Source organism: Rhizobium sp. CB2179, from assembly GCF_057653455.1.
On sequence record NZ_CM172781.1, the window covers coordinates 4,764,287 to 4,784,814 of the forward strand.

The window sequence follows — 20,528 nt, forward strand, 5'->3', positions numbered from 1 at the left end:
TTGGGAGGACATCAGCGGCTTGCCTCGCGCGGGTCGAGCAGATCGCGCAAACCGTCGCCGAGCATGTTGAAGCCGAAGACGGTGAGCGCGATGGCAAGACCGGGCAGGATCGCCAGCCAGGGGGCGAGCGCCAGATAGGTTTGCGCATCGGCAAGCATCCGGCCCCAGGTCGGCGCCGGCGGCGCCATGCCGAGCCCGAGGAAGCTAAGACCCGCTTCGGTGAGGATCGCCAGCCCCAGCTGGATCGCGCCATGCACGATGATCTGGCTGATGATATTCGGCAGCACATGGCGCAGCGAAATCGTCAGTCGCGTATTGCCGATGGCGCGCGCCGCCGTCACATAGTCGCGGCTCCAGGCCTGCAGCGAGGTCGCGAGTGTGACGCGGGCAAAGACCGGGATCATGAAGACGGCAATCGCCGTGATCGCGGTGAACCGCCCTGGCCCGAGAAAGGCGCCGAGCATCATGGCGGACAGGATCGGCGGCAGCGCAAAGATGACATCGCAGATGCGCATCAGCAGGGCTTCGAAAGAACCGCGGATCGCCGCCGCCGAAATACCTGATATCGAACCCAGCGTCCCGCCGATCATAACCGCTGTGATGGCGATTGACAGTGAATTCCAGCAACCTGCCATCAGCATCGAAAGCACGTCGCGGCCGAACTGGTCCGTGCCGAGCAGGCCGAAGGCAAGCGGCGGCTGCAGCTTGTGGATGATCTGCATTTTCGCCGGCGGCAGCGGCGTCCAGACGAGCGACAGCAGCGCGACGGCGACCAGCAGCCCGATGATCACAGTCCCTGAAATCAGGTTCATTCGCCGGCTAAGTCTAAAGATCCGGCGGCGGCTGGCAATGGCGGTCGATGCGATCGGTACCATGTTTCAGGCCGCCTTTCTCATCCTGGGATCAATCGCCAGATAGGAGAGATCGACGATGAAATTCATCACGATGACAAGGCCTGCGAAGAATAGCACGACATCCTGCATGACGATGACATCGCGCTGGGAGAGCGCCTGCAGCGCGAGCCGTCCGAGGCCGGGAAGGTTGAAGACGTTTTCAACCAGCACCGCGCCGGCGACGAGAAAGGTGAATTGCAGCCCGATCATCGTCAGGATGGGGATCAGCGCATTCGGCACGATATGCCGCCACAGCACCGCACTGCGGGAAAGCCCCTTGGCGACGGCAGTGCGGGCAAAATCCTCGTGCATCGTGTCGAGCACCGCTGAGCGCGCCACCCGCGTCAACACACCCGCCTGCGGCATCGCCAGCGCGACGGCGGGCATAACCAGCGCCTGCAATGCCGGCAGCAGGCCGGCGCCCCAGCCCGGGAAGCCACCGGCCGGCATCAGCCCGAGCATCGTCGAAAACAGGATGATCAACAGCAGCGCCACCCAGAAGGCGGGCACGGCGATGCTGATCTGCGAAAACAGCGTCGCCATGATGTCGAAGACACCGCCGCGGCGCGAGGCGGCCAGCACGCCGAGCGGCAGGGCAATCGCCACCGAAAGCACGATCGCCATCAGCGCCAGTGGCAGCGTTACCGCCAGCCGCTCGACGATCAACCCCGCGACCGGTACGCCATAGGTCAGGGAATTGCCGAGATCGCCTGATAGCACGCCGATCAACCATTGCCCGTAACGCAGCAGCAGCGGCTGCTCGAGGCCGAGACTGTGACGCAGCGCCGCAAGCGTCTCCGGCGTTGCCGAGGTGCCGAGCATGATCGAGGCGGGATCGCCTGGCAGAAGGTCCATGACGGCGAAGATCAGCAGCGAGACGACGACGAGCGTGACGATGAGACCGGCGAAGCGGCGGGCGAGGAGTGGGATCATGCGTGCCACGCTTTCGATGTGGCCTGGCGGCTCCCCCGCCCGCCCTCATTCCTGTGCTCGTCACAGGAATCCAGCCACGGGGCGTCTGCGCCGTGAATAACTCTCATGCGATGAGTAGCTGGTTCTCCCGCGCCCAAGGACTTGGGCGCACTGGATTCCTGTGACAAGCACAGGAATGAGGGAGCGAGAGGTTCGCGTGAGTCGACCATATCCGACTGTTCTGCTTCCGGCGCCAAGGCCATCACCTCATCACATCGCGCCTGACCTACCCCTCTCACTCGTCCCAGGAAACACCAGTCAGCACGTTGGAAGGGATAGGCTCGTTCTCCCACAGGCCCTTCAGCTTCTTGTCCCAGACGCCGAGTTTCGGCATGACGAAGAGGTAGAGCGCCGGCACGTCCTCGGCGAGGATCTTCTGCGCTTCGCCATAGATCGCATTCTGCGCGGCGGGATCGGTCGTCTCCTGAACCTTCTTCATCAGCGCGTTGAAAGCGGGGTTCTTATAATTGAAATAATAGGGATCGCGCGCATAGATGTCGATGTCGAGCGGTTCGGCATGGGCGACGATCGTCATGTCGAAGTTGCGGTCCTTCATGATGTCCTGGACCCATTTCGCCGGAAATTCCGTCGGCTCGATATTCATCGTCACGCCGATCTCGGCAAACATCGCCTGCATCACCTGGGCGCTGCGCGGCGCATAAGCCATCTGCGGCGATTTGATCGTGAAGGTGAAACCGTTGGGGTAGCCTGCTTCGGCAAGCAGCGCCTTCGCCTTCTCGACGTCGTAAGGCAGCACGCCTGTCATGTCCTGATAGCCCGGATCGTTCGGCGTGTAGTGGCTGCCGATCGGCGTGCCGAGGCCCGACCATGCGCCGTCGATCACCGTCTTGCGGTCGATCGCCATCATCAGCGCCTGGCGGACGCGTTTGTCGTCGAACGGCTTCTTGGCAGTGTTCATGCCGGCAACGACCTTGAGCTCGGTATTGCCGATCTTGGTGACGAGCCTCGCATCGCCGTCGAAAGAACTCATCAGCTCAGGCGCGGCAAATTCCGGAAAGGCATCGAGATCGCCGGATTTCAGCGCTGCCGCCTGCGCCTGCGGATCGGCGATAAACCGGAAGGTCACCTTGTCGAGCTTGGCGGCCGCATCCTTGTTCCAATAATCGGCATTCCTGGCGAGTTCGACCTTGTCGCCCTTCGCCCAGCTGGCGAATCTGAAGGGGCCGGTCCCCACTGGCGTCGTCTTGTCGTCGGCAGCCGTCTTCGGTGCGACCATCACAGAGGCTGGCCAGCCGAGCCAGTAGATCAGGCTGCCGGTCGGCGCAGAGAGATGCAGCACCAGCGTTTCGGCATCCGGCGTATCGATCGAGGCGATCGAAGCGAAGAAGCGCTTCTGCGGATTGACCGAATCGGCGCCACGGGCACGGTCGAGCGAAAACTTGGCGGCAGTGGCATCGAAGGCCTCGCCGTCATGGAATTTGACGCCGGTCTGCAGCTTGAACGTATAGGTCAGGCCATCGGGAGAGATCTCCCAGTTTTTTGCCAGCTGCGGCTGGATCTTGCCGGACTGGTCGATCGTCACCAGCCCTTCGAACACGTTCTGCCAGGTCACCTGGCCGATTGCGACGGGTGCCGCGATCGTCGGGTCGAGACCGGTCGGCTCGACGCTCATGCCGAGATTGAGCGTGGTCTTCGCCGCCTCGGCCGGCGTCATCGTCGTCATCACCAGGCCGGCCGAAAGCGCAGCACTGAGCGAAAGCCGACGGGCCAAACGCGCGGAAGGCGCAAACGAAAACTTGATCATCATGTTCCCTTGTCTGGCCGCGCGTCGATGACGAAGGCCTTTTGCGAATAGAGTGGCACTATGCTAGTGCACACACAATGACGATTTTGTGTGCTCAGTGTGGCCGAAAAAGCTACACCGTAAATCCGCGGGCAATGCAAGCTCGAAGCGTCAGTCTTTCGTCTCGGTCCGGCGGTTCGTGCGCTCGCGCATGAACCTCTCGATGAAGTCGAGCAGTTTCGTCGCGGCGAAGGACAGCTGCCGGTCCGGCGCGACGCAGAGATCGACATGGGTGCGGATGCCGGTCTTGCCGGCCAGCGGAATGGCAAGGAGCTGACCCGCCTCGATCTCGCGGCGGACGGTCAGTGCCGGCAGCAGCGTGACCGCAGCCCCGCTGAGCACGAGTTCCTTCAGCATTTCGAGCGAGCTGGTGACGAAGACGGGATCGAGGCTCAGCCCTTCCTTCTCGAACAGCGCGTCGAAGGCCTGGCGGAAGCCGAAGGATTGATCCGGCAGTGCCAAGGCGTAGTCGGCAAGCGTCCTTAGCGGGATCTCGGCATGCGCGGCCGCCGGATGCAGCGGCGTGGCGATGAGATCATAGGCGATCTCGGAGCGTAGCCGCACCTTGGTGCCGGACATCGGTGGCGCAAACAGCGTCACCGCAATATCCGCCTCGGCGCTGTTGACGGCATCCACCGCCTGCCGCGCGCTGGTGATCGTCACGGTAAAACGCAGCTTCGGATATTTCAGGCTGAATTCGGCAAGCGCCGGCGCCAGCAGATTGGCGACGGTGGCGCCATTGGCATAGATGCTGACACGGCCGCGCTGCAGGCCCTTCAGGTCTTCGATCAGCTGCTGCACATGATCGAGCTCGCGCAACGTCCGGCCGGCGCGGGCGGCAAGCAGTTCGCCGGCGGCCGTCAGCTTGACGCCGCGGGCGCTGCGTTCGACGAGCGGCGCGCCGAAATGATATTCGAGGTTCTCGATCTGCCGGCTGATCGCCGTCGGCGCGACATTGAGATTCTCGGCCGCCTGGCGCATAGAATTGGTCCTGACCAGCTCGTCGAAATACATCAGCGCCCGGATCTGCATTCACGTCTCTCCGCCTTTTGGCACGTTGGGGTTCCGGTTCCGACCCTAAAGCATGTCGCCCAAAAGTGCGCAGCGGTTTTGGGACAACGACATGGATAAAAACAAAGATCTCAGTCAACGACCATTCGGATAGCGGTCGCGCCATGCCATTTGCGCGCCCTCGACCGGAAGGGCGGTCGCCGCGTAGACGCCACGGGCGATCGCCCGCGCCATGACGATGGTCGCAAGGTGGCAAAGCTCCATCAGGCTCGCCATGTCGTCTCTTCGATGCTTGGCCGTCGAAGCGGCAAAGACGGTATCGCCGTCGAGTGGCAGGTGCGCTGGCAGCAGTGCCCTGGCAAGGCCGTCATGGCCGGCGAGCGAAAGCCTGTGCGCCTCGGCCTTCGTCAGCTGCGCGTCGGTCACCACCGCGCCGATCGTCGTTGCCGGCGTGTTCATGCCCTTGAGCCGCATCCGGTGGTCGGCCACATCAGGCATGCCGAGCCCGCCGAATTCCGCGTCTTTTTCGAAAGGTGCTGCCCAGAAATGCGGCCCGTCGCCGATCGTTGCGGAGCCGAGCGCATTGACTGCGACGATCGCCGCGATGCGATGCCCGGTGCTGCTGACGGCGCTGGCCGAGCCGAGCCCGCCCTTGACGGTGGCCGTCGTCGCCCCTGTGCCTGCACCTGTCGTGCCGAGCGCGAATGTGCCCTTGGCCGCAGCCTGCAGTGCCGTATAGCCCATGTCGCGATAGGGGGAGTGAAGGCCCCAATCCTTGTCGCCGCCATTCAGCAGGTCCATCAGGATCGCCTGCGGCACGATCGGGATGCGCACCGACCCGACGGCAAAGCCGCGGCCGCGCTCGCGCAGGCCCGCCTGCACGCCGCCGGCGGCATCCAGCCCGAAAGCCGAGCCGCCGGAGAGCACGAAGGCATCCACGGCATTGACGGTCATCGACGGATCGAGCAGGCCGGTGTCGCGCCCGCCCGGCGCACCGCCGAGCACCGTGCCGGATGCGACGGCCGGTTCGTCGAAGACGATGACCGTGACGCCGGAACCGAGCGCAAGGTCGGTCGCATGGCCAATGGAAAGACCTTCGATATCGGTGATGAGATTGAGAAGATCGGGCAAGGGCGGATCCTTATGCGGGAAGGCGGCCGGTAGGACTGTACTGCATAATTTCTTAAATCGGAATCGATTTAAGGACAAAATTATGCAGCAATTCAAAGTGTTACAGCCTTTGCGCGTTGATAAAGACGCGCGGCGCTGCAATGCCCTCAAAAAACAAGACCGGCCCCATGTGGCGGGACCGGTCGGACATCGGGAAAAGCCGCGAATGCTAATCGCGGCCTCATGCCCTCAGGCATGAAGCGGCTTCGGATGACGGCGGGTCATCAGGTCATGGATGGCTAACCGCACCTCATCGGGCGAGCCGAAACGCTGCTCGTCGAGGTCGTGGACATGAAATTTCACGGCGATGAACTTCAGCCGATCTTCATCGGGAATGACGATCCCGACGGGAACGCCTGCATATTCGATAACTTGCTTCTTCATAGATAGAACTCCTGCCGCGCGACATGCGCAGCCATGGCGAATTGACTTGTCTGGTACCGTTGAAAGGAGGACGAACGTCACATTCGACAGTTCGGGCGGGAGAGGGCGCCCGGACGGTCATTGCCAAGCACAGATCGCCCAAGGAGATCGGCGAGAATATCGATGTCTATCATGCTCGTTCCTTGTGTTGGCGTTGCACTTGAGTGGTCCCGGTAGAGCCCGGGGCCGGTGAAGGCTGTCTTCTATAATCCACTAACTTGGTAGAGATTATCTGATAGCCTGTCAGAAACATATTCCGAAACGTGTCAAAATATCGACGATCCGAAAAAATTCATTCCGTCACAGCCCGAACTTACAGAAAGAAACATATCAGCTCTTCGTTAAATTCGCATGACAGAATCGAACTTCGATCGATCACAGCGGCAGACATAAGAAGCCTTGCTGTATGAGGCAATGCCCCGTTTCATTAAAAATCGAAATGCCTCGAAATGACCGATTTGGTTAATGCTGGAAGCCCTGTGTCACCAGCCTTCTTCGAGCACCTTCTCCAGCATGTCCGCGAAAAAATCCGCGCTGTCGATGCTGAGGCAGAGCGGCGGTTTGATCTTCAGCACATTTTGGTGATCGCCGGTCGGCTGCATGATGACGCCGAGGTCGAGAAGCCGGTCGCAGATTGCAGCCGTCTCTTCCGTCGCCGGTTCCAGCGTCGTTCTGTCGCGGACGAATTCGAGTCCGAGATAGAGGCCCATGCCGTGCACGGCGCCCGCAATCGGATGGCGGTCGATCAACGCGGCGAGCCGCGCCTTCAGATGATCGCCGACCGTCCGGGCATTTTCCTGCAGCTTTTCCTCGGCCATGATGTCGAGCACCGTCATGCCGGCGATGCAACTGACGGGGCTGCCGCCGGTGGAGGAAAAGAAAGTGCCCCCCTTCTCCAGCGATTGCGCAATCTCCCGCGTGGTGATGACGGCGCCGAGCGGATGGCCGTTGCCCATGCTTTTGGCGACGGTGATGATATCAGGCACGACGCCCTGCTGCTCGAAGCCCCAGAAATAGTGCCCGAGCCTGGCATAGCCGACCTGCACTTCGTCGGCGATGCAGAGGCCGCCGCGAGCGCGTACCTGCGCATAGAGCTCCTTGAGATAGCCTTCCGGCAATGGAATGCCGCCGGCATTGCCGTAGACCGATTCGGCGATGAAGCCCGCAAGGCCTTCGCCCGCAGCATCTATTGCCTCCAGCACCGGCGTCGCCATGCCGAGATAATCCGCTGCCGTATCGGGACCACGGAAGTCGCCGCGATAGGTGTTCGGCGAAACGATGGTATGCACCCAGTCCGGCCGGGTGGTTGGTGCGTGCGGATTGTCGGCGATCGAGGTGGAGACGGCGTCGCTCGCCGCTGACCAGCCATGATAGGCTTCGAGCAGGCAGAGCATGTTGCGCGCGCCGCTATGGGCTTGCGCCAGCCGAAGCGCCAGATCGTTCGCCTCCGAGCCGCTGTTGACCAGGAAGACCGCATCGAGCCCATCCGGCGACAGGGCGGCGATGCGTTCGGAAAATTCCGTGATCGCGGCGTAGTGAAAGCGCGAATTCGTGTTGAGCCGCAGCCATTGCGCGCTGATCGCCGCCGCGAGCTTGGGATGGCCATGGCCGAGAATGGTGACGTTGTTGACCATGTCGAGATAGGCGCGGCCCTCGACATCGAACAAATGCTCCTTCCAGCCGCGCTCGATCTGCGGCGGCGCCGCATAATAATTCTTCTGCGGCCTTGCGAGATGCGCCCGCCGCCTGGCGAAGAGTTTGGCGGTTTCAGGTTGCGGCGCATCCGCTTGCGGGCTGAGAAGCAGCGAAGGCGAAGGGCAGAGCACCGACCAGGCCGCCGCCGTGCGCGGCGTCGCAAAAAGCGGCGGTTCGAGACCGGCGACGCTGCAAAGCTGGACGCGCAGCCCGCCGAGCGACGACGCCTCTCCGAAAACAGTGCCGAGCGAATCGCCGGCGGCGATCTCGGCTCCATCCTCGACGGAGAGGTCGAGCCCATCGAGATGCAGGGTCATGTTGTCGCTGGCGAGCGTCAAATGCTGGTCCTTCCAGCCGATGCGGCCGGCAAAGGGCGCGGCAATCGCGCTGCCTGCGGCAAGGCATATGTCGACATGCAGAGCGCAGGTCGCCTGTCCCTTCGCGGTTCCCGCGCGGGAAAGCCGATATTCGCCGTAGCGCGTCGCTGCCGTACCGTTTTCGGTTGCCATGCGGGCAAGCAGCCGCCAGTCCATGTCCGTATTCAGCCAGTTGCCGGCGGAAAAATGCGGGCTCCGTACCCCAAGATCGACATAGGCGATCCCGGCGGGATCGATGTCAGGCAGCAACGGCAGCCATCCCGATGTTTCCGGCGCGGTGACATCTACGCCGGCTGCCTTGAGGATCGCGGCTTCCATGAGATCGAAGGGAACCGACATCGCCGTATCGAAGATCGCCCGCTCGCGGTCGAGATTGTCGCGGACATAGTCATTGTCGGGATCGACCGAAATCTGCTGCTCGCCGCTGGCGACGAGAATGACCGCGCGTGCGACGATCAGCGGCCAGAGCGCCTTCAGTTCCTCCTCGCTCAGCGGATAGATCGCCTGATAGGCGGTGACGGCGGGCAGGATGTGAAAGGGGTCGCCATCGGCCTGATGCAGCAGCGAAGCGCAGGTGACGGCGAGATCGCCGACCAGCCAGCCGCGGATGATGTCGCCGAAATCGATCACCCCGTCGGGGATGATATGGCCATGGGCGTCACGGTGGCCGACGACATTGTCGCCGGTGACGTCGTGATGCACGGCCTGTAGCCGAAGCGCCGGCGCCAACGGCTGGATGCGGCGGACGGCCATCACCATGGTCTTGGCGATCCGGTCGCGCGCCGCACTGTCGGTGATGGCCGAAAGCAGCTGCACGGCAACGGGACCTGCCCGTCTGAGATCCCATTGCAGGCTGCGGTCGAGACCGGGATGGTTGAAATCGGCAAGCGCCTGCGCCAGCCTGGCGCAGAGCGCGCCCAGCGCCGCCACGGAAGCCGGCGCCAGATAGGTCAGCTCCGTCAGCCCCTGGCCTTCCAGATACTCCAGCAGCCGGACCTGATAGCCCTGCCCGCGCACGGTAAGGACGACGATCTCCCGCCCCTCATTGGTGGGGATCACCTTCGGAACGCGCGGCGCATCTTGCCGGCTATTGAGGTGACGGATCGCCGCATTCTGCGCTTCGAGCTCGCGGATCTCGTAGGCGGCGTGGCAGATCTTCAGGACGTAGCGACCCCTCTCGCTATCGACGCGGTAGTTTCGATCCTGCTGGCTGCCGAGTTCGGCAAGCGTGCCGGATAGGCTGTAATGAGCAAGGAGGATCTCTTCCGCATCGGTGGCGGTCACATCGGGGCGCGGCAGCGCCATGCGATCAACAAGCGCCTCGTCGGTCATGACACCCCTCCCGCAGCATGATTCGATTACCTATTGAACGAGATAATCAAGTACTTGCCGCTGGCAGGCAACGGGGATTGTCGTTTGCCAGCAAAAGAGATGCAGGGCTGCGCTCAGCCCATGCGTTCGGAGGCGTAGCCGCCGGGGCTTGCCGGGAAGACCACGGTGCGGTTGCCGTTCAGGAAGGTGCGGTGATGGATATGCGCATGGATGGCGCGCGCCAGCACCTGGCTTTCGACATCGCGGCCGATCGAGACGTAGTCGTCGGGCGACTGCGCATGGGTGATACGCGCCGTGTCCTGCTCGATGATCGGGCCTTCGTCGAGATCGGCGGTGACGTAATGCGCCGTCGCCCCGATCAGCTTCACGCCGCGTTGATAGGCCTGCTTGTAAGGGTTGGCGCCCTTGAAGCTCGGCAGGAAGGAATGGTGGATGTTGATGATCTTCCCGGACATCTTCTGGCACATCGCATCCGAAAGCACCTGCATGTAGCGCGCCAGCACGATCAGCTCGGTTCCGGTCTGTTCGACGATATCCATGATCTGGCCTTCAGCCTGCAGTTTGTTCTCCTTCGTCACCTTGATGTGGTGGAAGGGAATGTCGTGGTTGACCACGACTTTCTGGTAATCGAAATGGTTGGAGACGACGCCGACGATGTCGATTGGCAGGGCGCCGATCTTCCAGCGGTAAAGCAGGTCGTTCAGACAATGGCCGAAGCGCGACACCATCAAGAGCACCTTCATGCGGGCACTGCCGTCATGGATCTCGGCATCCATGGCGAACCGCTTGCAGATCGGCTCGAAGCCTTCCTTGAGTTCGGCAAGCGGCACGCCTTCCTCGGAGATGAAGCTGACGCGCGTGAAGAACCTGCCGGTATCGAGATCGTCGAACTGCGAGCTGTCGACGATGTTGCAGCCCTTGTCTGCCAGATAGCTCGAAATCGCCGCCACGATGCCGCGCGTAGACTTGCAGGATACCGTCAATACGTAACTTGTCATGTCTTTCCCTCTTCCCTCTCCAAGGCCGCCGCCGTGCTTAGATCAAAGCCCGGACCGCGAACAGGCCGGCGCACTTTCATTCATGCGACAAATTGCAAGAGAAACCATCACCTTTGCGCAAGTTCTCTCATTGCCCAGTCTGAAGCTTAGGAGAAGTTGCGCGAAAAACTGTACCGTCAGCGCCGCTTGGATGCGTAATCTCGCCTTCGACGCGCTTTAGGCTGGCGGCCGACTCGCCACCGCAACCTTCCGGCGGCGCGGCGAGGTGATCTCATGGATGATCGCACCGCCGATCGACGAGAGCACCAGCGAGAGCATCACGAAGAGCACCGGCTGCTGCAGGATGCCGATCGGCAGACGGTCCGCGGCGACCCTGAGAAAAGCCAGGGTGAAGGCGTGGGTGATATAGATGCTGTAGGAGCAGTCGCCGAGATAGTTCAGCCATCCCACTACCGGCAGCCTGGAAAAATCGATGGAGATCGCGCCGTAGACGATGAAGATCGCCGGGATTCCCCAGGCATAGAACCGGCTTTCCGGTGGCATCAGCGCCTCGTTGATGAACAGAAACGCAAAGCCCATGGCAAGGGCCGCCCAGGCCCAGCGGTTCGGCAGAAGCACCTTCTGTCCGTAGAGCCAGCCGAGCACGACACCGGCGAGAAACTCCAGCATGATCGGCTCGCCGTAGAACAGGGTCACCGTCGTTTCCGGCAGCAGCCGGCAGGCAATCAGGATGACGGCAAAGACGGCAAACATCGCCGGGATGCGCCGAACTTCCTGTAGCGGCAATAACAGCGCGAAGACGAAGTAGAAGAACATTTCGTAATTCAGCGTCCAGCCGGGAACGACCACCGGCGTGATCGTGCTCGGATCGGCAGGATTGCTCCATGGCAGGAAGAACAGCGAGGCGATGAGATGCGGCAGGTCGAACACCGTCGATTTCAGCAATGATGGAGCGACCAGCGCCACAGTCGCCGAAAATAGCGTCGCCAGCCAGTAGAGCGGCACGATCCTCTTGATGCGTCGGCGGGCGAAATCGATCGGGCTCATCGCGCGTCCGCTCGTCGTCAGCCACATCACGAAGCCGCTCAAGACGAAGAAGATGTCGACGCCGGTTTCGCCATAGATGAAGGCGGTGGCATCGATCGCGGGATTGACCTTGGCAAGCTGCAATACCGCGTGGAAATAGACGACCATCAGCGCCGCGATGGCGCGCAGATATTGAAGCTGGACAAGCATCGAGCGTCTTGCTCCCCAGAGCATGATGCCGAAAAGTGTGGGTGGTTTTCGGACGAAATCATGCTCTATTTCTTTGATTTAGAACAGGATTCAGACTTTAGGCCAATCCGGCCTAAAATCATCCTTTTCTAGGGCTCGCGCGGACAGGCGCCGCTGCGGTCAACTCAATACATCTGCCGGACGACCCTGCCGGATGCGCGGGCTGTCATGGAAGCGCATATATCCGACGACGAACCAGAGGAGACCGGCGATCTTCATCGAGAAGACCGCGGTTCCCCCGATCATCATATTCAGAAAAATGAAAAGAGAAAGTGAATGGGCGCAGCGCCGCTGTGCCGCCGTGCGCCCGGCGGGAAAGAGGCAGACGAACAGCCACAAGGCGATGACGCCGAAGATTGTCGCCGCGTAGATCAGGTAGACATAGCCGCTGTCGGCGAATTCGGCGACCCGGTCGACCGAAAGCCCGAGGATGGCAAGCGGATCGAGCTCCATGATCTTCTTCATCGTCAGGTTGATGCGGCCGGTGAAATTGTCGCCCGTCGCATTGGGTTTCATCACGTAGACGAGGAAGCCGGCGGCGACGATCAGCGGCATCAGCGCCAGATTGAAATTCTTCGGGATCTTCGGAAAGACGAAGTAACCGACGATGCAGGCACAGCAGAAGATCAGCATCGTGCGCGTGTCGTTCGTCACCAGGATCAGCACGGCCGTGCCGACCATCAGCAACCGGTCCCAGCGGCCAAGCCTCTCCCACATCGAAATCAGGTAGACCGCGATCACGCCGCAGAAATTGGCGAGCGACACCTGCTCGAGGAAGATCGAGGAGGAACGGTGGTCGATGATGCCGAAAGAGAAGCGCTCGGGAAAGCCGAGCGCGTTCTGGAAGAGGCCCGTCGTATTGTAGCTCAGCGGCAGCAGCCCGCGCGTATTGGCGAAATAATCGGACGGGTGGACGATGCTGACATAGAACGGCACGCTGACGATCTCGAAGATCAGGAAGATCATGACGGCAAGACTTGCCCAGCGAAAGGCGAGCTTCATCGTTTTCTCGTTGCTCCAGCCGCCGAGCCCGGTAAAGCAGAAGATGATCAGCACGTTGCGGAAGTGATCGATGAACAGCATGCGGTTGAGCACGCTGACATAGATGGTCACGACGAGCGTGAACAGCAGGAACAGGAAGGCCGGCAGATCGGTCTCGTAGATCCCCTTGTGCAGGATATAGATGATGGCGCTCGCCATGATCAGGCCTTCGCTGGCGGCGACATGCGTCATCGAGAGCGGCACAATGTTGTGGTTGATGAAGGCGAGAATGCCGTTGTAGAGCACGGAGAGCAGCCCGAGCCAGAGCACCGTATGATCGGTGCGCGATGCCCTGCCGGCGGCATCGAGCCGGTTGCCGGCGACAGTGCCGGCTACAGTGAATGTCGCTGTCCTCTGATCGACGACCGCCATGCTCATTTCCCCGCGGGTTTGACGGCGGAGCAAATGCCGGCACCGGCTTTTGCCGCCTCGGCAAGAAGCCGCATCTGCGGCCGCTCAGGGCCCTTGCGCGGCTGGACGTTGAACGGCTCGTCCGCCGGCCACCAATCGCCGGCCGCCCAGTAGGACCAGCCGAGCCACACATCGCTATTGCCGGACATGGTGGCGTAGATTTCGGTCAGCCCGCTCATGCAGTCCTTGTCGGTGGAGGCGCCAAATTCGCCGAGAAAACCGCGCTTGTGGTTCTGCTTCAACCAGGCGGTAACGCCGTTGATCGCCGCGACCGCGGCGGACGCACCTTCACAGGTCGGATGGGTGCCGGAGGAATCGGCATCGAGATACTGGTGGACCTCATAGGCGTAGAAATTGAGCGGATCGCGCACACCGAGCATCACCGTGCCGTTGGCGCCGCCGATCACATCCTTTTCCCAGCTGCCCGCGCCGCTCCAGGCGGTGCCCGGCACCAAGATGAGGTTGCGCGCGCCGACAGCGCGGATGCTGCGGATCGCCGCATTGGCCGCATCCAGCCAGTCGGTCGCCTTGATGTCGTGCGGTTCGTTCATCAGGCCGAAGAGAACGCCGTCCTGATTGGCGAATTCGACGGCGAGCCTTGCCCAGAAGTCACCGAAGGCGGCATCCGTCGCCGGCGCTGTGCCGACCTGGGTCTTGTCGTAATAGCCGAAATTATGCGGGTCGAGCAGAACCGCCATGCCGTGCTTGCGGATCAGGCCGATCGTATCTTTGATCCGCTTGAGCTCATCCTCGTCGAGCCGCCCGCCGAGTGCGGGCTGCAGCCGCTCCCAGCGGAAGGGCAGCCGGATAATCGTCATGCCCTTCTTGGCGAAATAGCCAATCGTGTCTTCGCTCGGGTAGGTGTAGTTGGTGCCGTAGATGCCGCCGCGCTCGCCATATTCACCGCCGGACAAATTGACGCCGCGGTAGCAAGGGGCCTCAGCCGCAAGGACCGGCGACGGGGTGAGAGCGGCCGCAAGCAGCAGCGCTGTCAGATGTCGTGTCGTCCTCATGGCATCCTCGCAATCGCGGCAAATCGCAACATCGGCGTCGCTGACGTTATTTTAACGGTCCGTTAGCTAAGAATTTCTAAAGTATTGGCACCTCGGCTTCAGTCTTTCACGCTGGGCGGGACACGAGTGCGCGTATGAACCAGTATGACAGGAACAGGATAAGCCGGCTCCCTGGCTGGCGCAGTTTTGAGCCGTCTCAGACTGCGCCGGAAGGCGTGCGCATGCGCAGTCCCGTCGTCCGCCCGGATGATTTCGTCCGGCCATCGCCCGAACCTGCCCCGCCCCCCTTCGTGCCGCCGGCAAGCATTGCGGAAACCCGCCAATATGAGCGTCCGGCACCTCAGCCTCAGCCTGCAAGACAGCCTGTCGCGGACGCGCCGCCGAATGCAGAGTCCGCGCCGGCCGCACCGCTTCTCGACCTCCGCTCCAGTATCGCCGCGATCTGGAGCCGGCGACTGATCGTGCTGGGTTTGGCGCTTCTCGGAGCCCTCGCCGGCGGGGCGGTGGCGCCGCGCATCGCCCAGAAATTCACCGCCATCAGCAGCCTCTATTTCGATCCGCGCCAGATCGGCCTTGCCGATGCCGGCGCGCAATCGTCGGGTCCCTCGCCGGAAATGATCTCGGCGCTGATCGACAGCCAGGTGCAGATCCTGACCTCGGGCAATGTGCTGCGCCGCGTCGCCGAAGCCATGAAGCTCGACCAGGATCCCGAATTCACCGGCGGCCGCACGGATGGCGCCGCCGTGATCGGCACTTTGCAGAAGGCACTGGTTATCACCCGTGAGGCCAGCACCTATGTCGTCTCGCTTGCCGCCACGACCAATGATCCCGATAAATCCGCAAGGCTTGCCAACCAGGTCGTCACCTCCTTCACCGAGGAGGAGAACAGCGCCTCGAACGGCATCTACGAAAATACCTCGTCGACGCTCGACGGACGCCTCAACGACCTGCGCCAGAAGGTGCTGGAGGCCGAGCAGGCTGTCGAAACCTTCCGCGCCGACAACGACATGGCCGCGACCGAGGGCAACCTGATTTCCGATCAGCGGCTCGTTTCGCTGAACACGATGCTGGTGACGGCACAGGAAAAGACCATCCAGGCAAAGGCGCGCGCCGATGCCGTCGCCAACCTGCGCGTCGAGGACATCGTCGCCGGCAACCAGGCGGAGGGCGGCGTCACCTCGCCGCTCGTCAGCCTGCGTCAGCAATATGCCACCCAGGCCGCCGCCGTCGGCAGCCTCGAAAGCCAGATGGGCACGCGTCATCCGCGCCTGCAGGCCGCCCGCTCCTCGCTGCAGAGCATTGGCGGCGAAATCAAGGGCGAATTGCAGCGTCTCGTCACCTCGGCAAGGGGCGAATACGAGCAGGCAAAGGCCGCCGAGGACAGCATCGCCAAGGAACTTGCCGTGCAGAAGGCGTTGCAGGCGAGTACCTCCGACAAGCAGGTGGAATTGAACGAATTGCAGCGCAAGGCGACGGCGGCGCGCGATATTTACGAGACGGTGCTGAAACGCTCTAGCCAGACGAGCGAGGAGCAAAACTTCAACCGGAGTAACATTCGCGTCATTTCGCCGGCCGAGCAGCCGGTCAAGGGAGACGGTCCCGGAAAGACGATTCTATTGGTTGCCGGCGTCATCGGCGGTTTTCTCGCCGGTTTCGTCGTCGGCGCGGGCTTTGCGATTCTCGCCGGCCTCTTCAGCCATCCCGTCATCAGAAGTTATTTCAGGAAGTCTCCCGCTGCGGCCGCTTGATGACGGTCGTCGGTTTTCCTACATCGGGGAAGCGGCCTATTGCCGGCAGGAGAGTTCCCATGCGGCCAATGATGATGCTTCTGATATTGCTCGTTGCAGTATCGAGCCTCGCCCCGGCGTCCGCCTTTGCCGTCGACTGGACGAAATCCGTCGATCCGGGCGTTCAACCTCTTTATCCCTACAAAGGTCTTCCCGGCGTCAAGGCGCAGCCGGACAAGAAGGAAGAGGAATCCTACAATTGCCGCACCGAAACCGTGCAGATCCGCCGCCGCTATGACGAGATCTTCCGTTCGGGCGGCATGCCGACGCTGATGTATGTCTGCGAACGCGACGGCTTCATCTCGATGGACGACAAGGTTCCGCTCCGCGGCCACTATCAGCCGGTGCGGTGAGGGGTTTCAGGCGGTCAGCAAAGCCGATGGATGCGCCTGTCTGAAACATTCGATCGGAAGCTCCATCCTGAGATAGTCGAAGCCGGCATTCGCTTCCGATCGATCGACGATCGAATACTTGACCATGCCCTCTTCCTCCGCGCGCCGCAGCGGCAGGCTTTCGGCTGCCGCAAAGCCCAGCCGCTTTTATAGGCCGATCGCTTTTTCATTGTGGCAGAAGACGTGCAACGCGGCGGTTTCGACCCAAGTCGGAGCCGTCTGGCCGGATCCGACTTGTCCTTGAGACTGACGATATCGACCTGCGCCATGAACGACTATCCCTGATTCCGCTCACGCCTTGCGGCAGACACAGTAGCCGCCCGGAGAGGAGGACAGCACGAGCTTGCCGTTCAGAACCGGATCGACTTCGAAGCGGTCGGTTTCCGCCAGATAGTCGGTGACGGCCTTCAGCGGCTCATTGCCGCGCAGCCATACCTTGGAGCGCTTTGTGAAGGCCTGTTCCTCGGTCAGGTGGCCGATGAACGTGTCGGCGACGACGAGGTAGCAGCCTTCCGTTACCAGCGGACCGTAGGCGCGGCATTCCGCCAGAACATGCTCGTAGGAATGGTCGCTGTCGAGCACCACCATCACCCGGGCCCCCGGCGGGATCTCGGCCTTCACGGCGGCAAGCACGTCGTCGTCGACCGAACCGCCCTGGATCATCTTGATGCGGCTCGACATCGGATGGGATTCGATCGACTCGCGATTATGGGCGCGGATGTCGATGTCGATGCCGACAACCTTGGCCGCGTCGTTGCCCATGGCGGCGAGGATCGACGCCATGAAGATCAGCGAGCCGCCGCGCGCGATGCCGGTTTCGATGATGACATCGGGCTTGGTCGCCCAGATGACTTCCTGGGTCGCCAGGATATCGACCGGAAGCTGGATGATCGGTACGCCCATCCATGACCAGAGATAGGAATAGTCGAACTTGTCGAGCCCGATCAGCGTGTTCAGCGATTGTTGGAAACTTGCCTCATCCTTGCCGAGCGCAAGCGACATTTCCCGCTTGTGGGCTTCGAATTCGAGACGATCGTCCTTCGTGGTCATGACTATTCTTTGTCCTTCGCTGTAGGGCTGTCTTAGACCGACTGCCGCAATGCTGTGCTGTTGTGATAGATCCGCCCGGCCGCCACATCGAGCAGCGTTGCCGCCACCCGGTCGATATCGGCTTCGCTCATGTCGTGATAGCTGGGCAGGTTGATCGCGCGGCCCGGAATGCTCCAGGCGTTCACGTTCTGTGGCCGATCCTCGAACATGGAGAGGCTGGAGAGGGGATAGAAGAAGACGCGCGCGTCGATATTGGCGGCCTCGAAGGCCTGCTGCATCATCTCGCGGGTGGTACCCTTCGACGGATGAAAGACTGTGGTCGGCATCCACGCACCGTTGATCGTGCCGCTATATTCCGGGTTCATCGAGATGCCGGGCAGGGCGGAAAGCCGGACCATATAGGCCGCGAGGATCTCCCGCTTGCGGGCGACGAGCTCCTCGATGCGTTCGAGCTGTGCGCAGCCGATGGCCGCCTGGATATTGGACATCTTGTACTTGAAGCCGATCTCGTCGGGCCAGAACTGCTTGGTTTGGCCGCGAGCCCGGCCGTGATTGCTGAGCGTCAGCACCCGTTCGTAAAGCGCGGCGTCGTTGGTGACGAACATGCCGCCTTCGCCCGTCGTCAATGTCTTTGTGCCGTGGAATGAGAAAGTGCCGAAGGCGCCCATCGAGCCGGCGCGGCGGCCGTGCCAGACGGAGCCGACCGCTTCGGCCGCATCTTCGATCACCGGAATGCCCGTCCGCCTGCCGATCTCCAGCAGTGCGTCCATGTCGCAGAGATTACCGTAGAGATGCGTGGCGATGATGGCCTTCGTCTTCGGCGTGATATGGCGCTCGACCTCGCCCGGATCGATGCACCAGGAATCCGGCAGCACGTCGACGAAAACCGGCTTGGCGCCGAGATGGACGATCGGCGAGACGGTGGCGACCCAGTTGGTGTCAGCGAGGATCACTTCGTCGCCTTCGCCGACGCCGAGCGCGGCCAGGCCCATGTGCATGGCGCCGGTGCAGCTCGAGGTCGCGATGGCGAAGCCGCTGCCGAGATAGGTCTTGAAGTCGCGTTCGAAGCGGTTGATGTAGTCGTAGCAGTGTGCGCCCCAGCCGGTCGCTGCCGCATCTGCGGCATAATCGGTTTCAAGCTGGGTGATGGAAGGCTTGGTGTAGAAGATCCTGTTTGTCATGCCGCTAATTTCTGTTGAATTGAAATCAAGACGCAGGCGCCCGCCACGACGCTAGTTTTCGAAGCTGGCGCGAGGCTCACATGATGATGTGCCGGGCGAGATCGTGCTCGTGGAACACGAGATTGGGCAGTTAGCCCGAGTGCTACGCTGTTGGCCGTGATCGCTCCAGCCTCACATAAGGTTCCGATGAAAGATGGAAAATGAGACATTTGTGCCCGCTTGCCCTTCGCAAGGACGTCCGCCGCAAATGCGCCACATGTTCAGGTAGGAAGGTTTGTAAAGTTCATGACCACCAAGGATGATAGGCAGGAGTTCGAGGCCAGCAAGCGCGAAATGAGCCTCGCTCTAGGTCGTGACACGGATGTCTTCCGTCAGACGCTCGACACTCTGGTGAGCCTGGACAAATACGACTATTCCTATCTGTGGTCTTGGATGGGCATGCCAATCATCCAAATGCCCGCCGATGTGATGGCCACCCAGGAAGTTATCTGGGCCACCAAGCCAGACGTGATCGTTGAGACGGGCGTGGCGCGTGGCGGATCGATGATCTTCCAGGCTGCCATGCTACAACTGATTGGCAAGGGCAAGGTGGTCGGCGTAGATATCGACATTCGCGCCCATAACCGTCAGGCGATCGAATCCCATCCAATGGCGCATCGCGTCGAACTGATCGAAGGGCCATCTACCTCCGCCGAAACCATGGCGAAGGTCAAGGCGTCTATCCCTGAAGGGGCCTCGGTCATGGTCATTCTCGACAGCGATCATAGCAAGGCGCATGTACTGGATGAATTACGCAATTACGCGCCGCTGGTGACAGACGGCCACTATCTCGTCGTTGCCGATACGATCCTTGGCCGTTACGAACCTTCCCAGGTCCCGACCAAACGCTCCAAGGTTCTCTTGCCTGGCGATGAGCCCCTGGTTGCCCTCAATGATTACTTGCAGGAAACGGATCGTTTCGAGTTGGATACCATCATCAATGGAAAGCTCGTTCTCTCCAGTTCTCCGGGCGGCTATCTTCGATGTGTGCGGTCCTAAGCATGCCATTGATGCGATCAAATCAAAAATTCTCGTCGATTAGTCGACGTACTTTGGGGTCGACGGAGTATGGAGGTATCGGATGCATTTAGGCTCGACATTTTACGACGAGACTGAACTAAGATCCCTGCCGTTCCGGCATCTTGGGTCGAACGTAAAGATTAAAAGAACCGCCGGACTTTTTTTCGTGGAGAATATCTCCATCATGGATGACGCGCGGATCGATGATTTCACCATCATTGTGGCAAGTAGGGAACACGTTGAGATTGGATGTAATGTGCACATCGCGTCACAATGTTATATATCTGGGAGTGACGGCTTCGTCATGGAGGACTTTTCGGGTTTGGCACCAGGTGTCAAAATCTACACCTCAAGCGATGACTACACGGGTGAAAAGATGACCAACCCGACTCTGCCGCGCCATCTTATTGGCGGCCCTGCTGGGAAAGTCGTCCTCCGCAAACATGTGATTATCGGCTCCAACTCGGTCGTTTTGCCTAAGGTAACAATTGAGGAGGGAAGTTCTGTAGGTAGCCTATCTCTCGTAAATAAGTCTCTCCCTGCATGGGGAGTATACGCTGGTATCCCCGTCAGGCGTTTACGCGATAGATCTCAAAATCTTCTGATCCTTGAGAAAGAACTGCGAGCATCACAGGCCTGATAGG

Annotated in this window: 17 protein-coding genes; 4 read left to right on the forward strand and 13 right to left on the reverse strand. The window is 61.2% G+C overall.

Annotation, left to right across the window (positions count from 1 at the left end; all coding sequences use genetic code 11):
* Positions 1-11 precede the first annotated feature (11 nt).
* From AC244Q_RS23300 to AC244Q_RS23350, 11 genes are all read right to left on the reverse strand, one after another.
* Positions 12-875 carry an ABC transporter permease gene (locus tag AC244Q_RS23300; protein WP_128407005.1) on the reverse strand — a complete coding sequence of 288 codons (864 nt, stop codon included), beginning with the start codon at positions 873-875 and terminating at the stop codon, positions 12-14.
* A 3-nt stretch (positions 876-878) separates the two neighbouring features.
* Positions 879-1,826 carry an ABC transporter permease gene (locus AC244Q_RS23305; RefSeq protein ID WP_017995719.1) on the reverse strand — a complete coding sequence of 316 codons (948 nt, stop codon included), beginning with the start codon at positions 1,824-1,826 and terminating at the stop codon, positions 879-881.
* 274 nt (positions 1,827-2,100) lie between these two features.
* Entirely contained in the window at positions 2,101-3,630 is a 1,530-nt protein-coding gene (locus AC244Q_RS23310) for an ABC transporter substrate-binding protein (RefSeq protein ID WP_206641093.1), read from the reverse strand.
* 150 nt (positions 3,631-3,780) lie between these two features.
* Entirely contained in the window at positions 3,781-4,701 is a 921-nt protein-coding gene (locus AC244Q_RS23315) for a LysR substrate-binding domain-containing protein (protein ID WP_113546566.1), read from the reverse strand.
* A 114-nt stretch (positions 4,702-4,815) separates the two neighbouring features.
* Positions 4,816-5,811, reverse strand: a complete 996-nt coding sequence (locus AC244Q_RS23320; protein WP_012759745.1) for a P1 family peptidase — start codon at positions 5,809-5,811, stop codon at positions 4,816-4,818.
* A 228-nt stretch (positions 5,812-6,039) separates the two neighbouring features.
* Positions 6,040-6,234, reverse strand: coding sequence for a hypothetical protein (locus AC244Q_RS23325; RefSeq protein ID WP_003544544.1), 195 nt, complete (start codon positions 6,232-6,234; stop codon positions 6,040-6,042).
* A gap of 521 nt (positions 6,235-6,755) precedes the next feature.
* The gene (locus AC244Q_RS23330; RefSeq protein ID WP_128407004.1) at positions 6,756-9,677 is read right to left on the reverse strand and encodes an aminotransferase; all 2,922 of its coding nucleotides are present in this window, start codon (positions 9,675-9,677) and stop codon (positions 6,756-6,758) included.
* Between the two features lie 113 nt (positions 9,678-9,790).
* The gene (gene purU, locus AC244Q_RS23335; RefSeq protein WP_012759747.1) at positions 9,791-10,675 is read right to left on the reverse strand and encodes a formyltetrahydrofolate deformylase; all 885 of its coding nucleotides are present in this window, start codon (positions 10,673-10,675) and stop codon (positions 9,791-9,793) included.
* Between the two features lie 216 nt (positions 10,676-10,891).
* Positions 10,892-11,911, reverse strand: coding sequence for an acyltransferase family protein (locus tag AC244Q_RS23340; protein ID WP_113546564.1), 1,020 nt, complete (start codon positions 11,909-11,911; stop codon positions 10,892-10,894).
* Between the two features lie 159 nt (positions 11,912-12,070).
* Entirely contained in the window at positions 12,071-13,363 is a 1,293-nt protein-coding gene (locus AC244Q_RS23345) for a hypothetical protein (protein ID WP_017995723.1), read from the reverse strand.
* Positions 13,364-13,365: 2 nt separating this feature from the next.
* Complete coding sequence (locus AC244Q_RS23350) at positions 13,366-14,415, reverse strand: glycoside hydrolase family 5 protein (protein WP_113546563.1); 1,050 nt, start codon at positions 14,413-14,415, stop codon at positions 13,366-13,368.
* A gap of 134 nt (positions 14,416-14,549) precedes the next feature.
* Between AC244Q_RS23350 and AC244Q_RS23355 the strand changes: the two genes are divergently transcribed.
* Together AC244Q_RS23355 and AC244Q_RS23360 are read left to right on the forward strand one after the other, a co-directional pair.
* Entirely contained in the window at positions 14,550-16,163 is a 1,614-nt protein-coding gene (locus AC244Q_RS23355) for a GumC family protein (RefSeq protein WP_128407003.1), read from the forward strand.
* 59 nt (positions 16,164-16,222) lie between these two features.
* Positions 16,223-16,555, forward strand: coding sequence for a hypothetical protein (locus AC244Q_RS23360; protein ID WP_012759752.1), 333 nt, complete (start codon positions 16,223-16,225; stop codon positions 16,553-16,555).
* Between the two features lie 330 nt (positions 16,556-16,885).
* Here the strand turns inward: AC244Q_RS23360 and AC244Q_RS23365 are convergent, their stop codons facing one another.
* Together AC244Q_RS23365 and AC244Q_RS23370 are read right to left on the reverse strand one after the other, a co-directional pair.
* The gene (locus AC244Q_RS23365) at positions 16,886-17,644 is read right to left on the reverse strand and encodes a cephalosporin hydroxylase family protein (protein WP_012759754.1); all 759 of its coding nucleotides are present in this window, start codon (positions 17,642-17,644) and stop codon (positions 16,886-16,888) included.
* A 32-nt stretch (positions 17,645-17,676) separates the two neighbouring features.
* Positions 17,677-18,825 carry a DegT/DnrJ/EryC1/StrS family aminotransferase gene (locus tag AC244Q_RS23370; RefSeq protein ID WP_128407002.1) on the reverse strand — a complete coding sequence of 383 codons (1,149 nt, stop codon included), beginning with the start codon at positions 18,823-18,825 and terminating at the stop codon, positions 17,677-17,679.
* Positions 18,826-19,110: 285 nt separating this feature from the next.
* Here AC244Q_RS23370 and AC244Q_RS23375 point away from each other — a divergent pair, with 285 nt between their 5' ends.
* Positions 19,111-19,863 (forward strand): cephalosporin hydroxylase family protein, encoded by a 753-nt coding sequence (locus tag AC244Q_RS23375; protein ID WP_128407001.1) that lies wholly within the window; start codon positions 19,111-19,113, stop codon positions 19,861-19,863.
* 82 nt (positions 19,864-19,945) lie between these two features.
* Positions 19,946-20,524: an acyltransferase gene (locus AC244Q_RS23380; protein WP_012759757.1), complete on the forward strand. Its 579-nt coding sequence runs from the start codon at positions 19,946-19,948 to the stop codon at positions 20,522-20,524.
* The last annotated feature ends 4 nt before the right edge of the window (positions 20,525-20,528 follow it).

Excerpts from the sequence above, each read along its gene's own strand:
- AC244Q_RS23300 (WP_128407005.1), bottom strand. The coding sequence starts at position 875 with ATGGTACCGATCGCATCGACCGCCATTGCCAGCCGCCGCCGGATCTTT.
- AC244Q_RS23305 (WP_017995719.1), bottom strand. The coding sequence starts at position 1,826 with ATGATCCCACTCCTCGCCCGCCGCTTCGCCGGTCTCATCGTCACGCTC.
- AC244Q_RS23310 (WP_206641093.1), bottom strand. The coding sequence starts at position 3,630 with ATGATCAAGTTTTCGTTTGCGCCTTCCGCGCGTTTGGCCCGTCGGCTT.
- AC244Q_RS23315 (WP_113546566.1), bottom strand. The coding sequence starts at position 4,701 with ATGCAGATCCGGGCGCTGATGTATTTCGACGAGCTGGTCAGGACCAAT.
- AC244Q_RS23325 (WP_003544544.1), bottom strand. The coding sequence starts at position 6,234 with ATGAAGAAGCAAGTTATCGAATATGCAGGCGTTCCCGTCGGGATCGTC.
- AC244Q_RS23330 (WP_128407004.1), bottom strand. The coding sequence starts at position 9,677 with ATGACCGACGAGGCGCTTGTTGATCGCATGGCGCTGCCGCGCCCCGAT.
- purU (WP_012759747.1), bottom strand. The coding sequence starts at position 10,675 with ATGACAAGTTACGTATTGACGGTATCCTGCAAGTCTACGCGCGGCATC.
- AC244Q_RS23340 (WP_113546564.1), bottom strand. The coding sequence starts at position 11,911 with ATGCTTGTCCAGCTTCAATATCTGCGCGCCATCGCGGCGCTGATGGTC.
- AC244Q_RS23345 (WP_017995723.1), bottom strand. The coding sequence starts at position 13,363 with ATGGCGGTCGTCGATCAGAGGACAGCGACATTCACTGTAGCCGGCACT.
- AC244Q_RS23350 (WP_113546563.1), bottom strand. The coding sequence starts at position 14,415 with ATGAGGACGACACGACATCTGACAGCGCTGCTGCTTGCGGCCGCTCTC.
- AC244Q_RS23355 (WP_128407003.1), top strand. The coding sequence starts at position 14,550 with ATGAACCAGTATGACAGGAACAGGATAAGCCGGCTCCCTGGCTGGCGC.
- AC244Q_RS23360 (WP_012759752.1), top strand. The coding sequence starts at position 16,223 with ATGCGGCCAATGATGATGCTTCTGATATTGCTCGTTGCAGTATCGAGC.
- AC244Q_RS23365 (WP_012759754.1), bottom strand. The coding sequence starts at position 17,644 with ATGACCACGAAGGACGATCGTCTCGAATTCGAAGCCCACAAGCGGGAA.
- AC244Q_RS23370 (WP_128407002.1), bottom strand. The coding sequence starts at position 18,825 with ATGACAAACAGGATCTTCTACACCAAGCCTTCCATCACCCAGCTTGAA.
- AC244Q_RS23375 (WP_128407001.1), top strand. The coding sequence starts at position 19,111 with ATGACCACCAAGGATGATAGGCAGGAGTTCGAGGCCAGCAAGCGCGAA.
- AC244Q_RS23380 (WP_012759757.1), top strand. The coding sequence starts at position 19,946 with ATGCATTTAGGCTCGACATTTTACGACGAGACTGAACTAAGATCCCTG.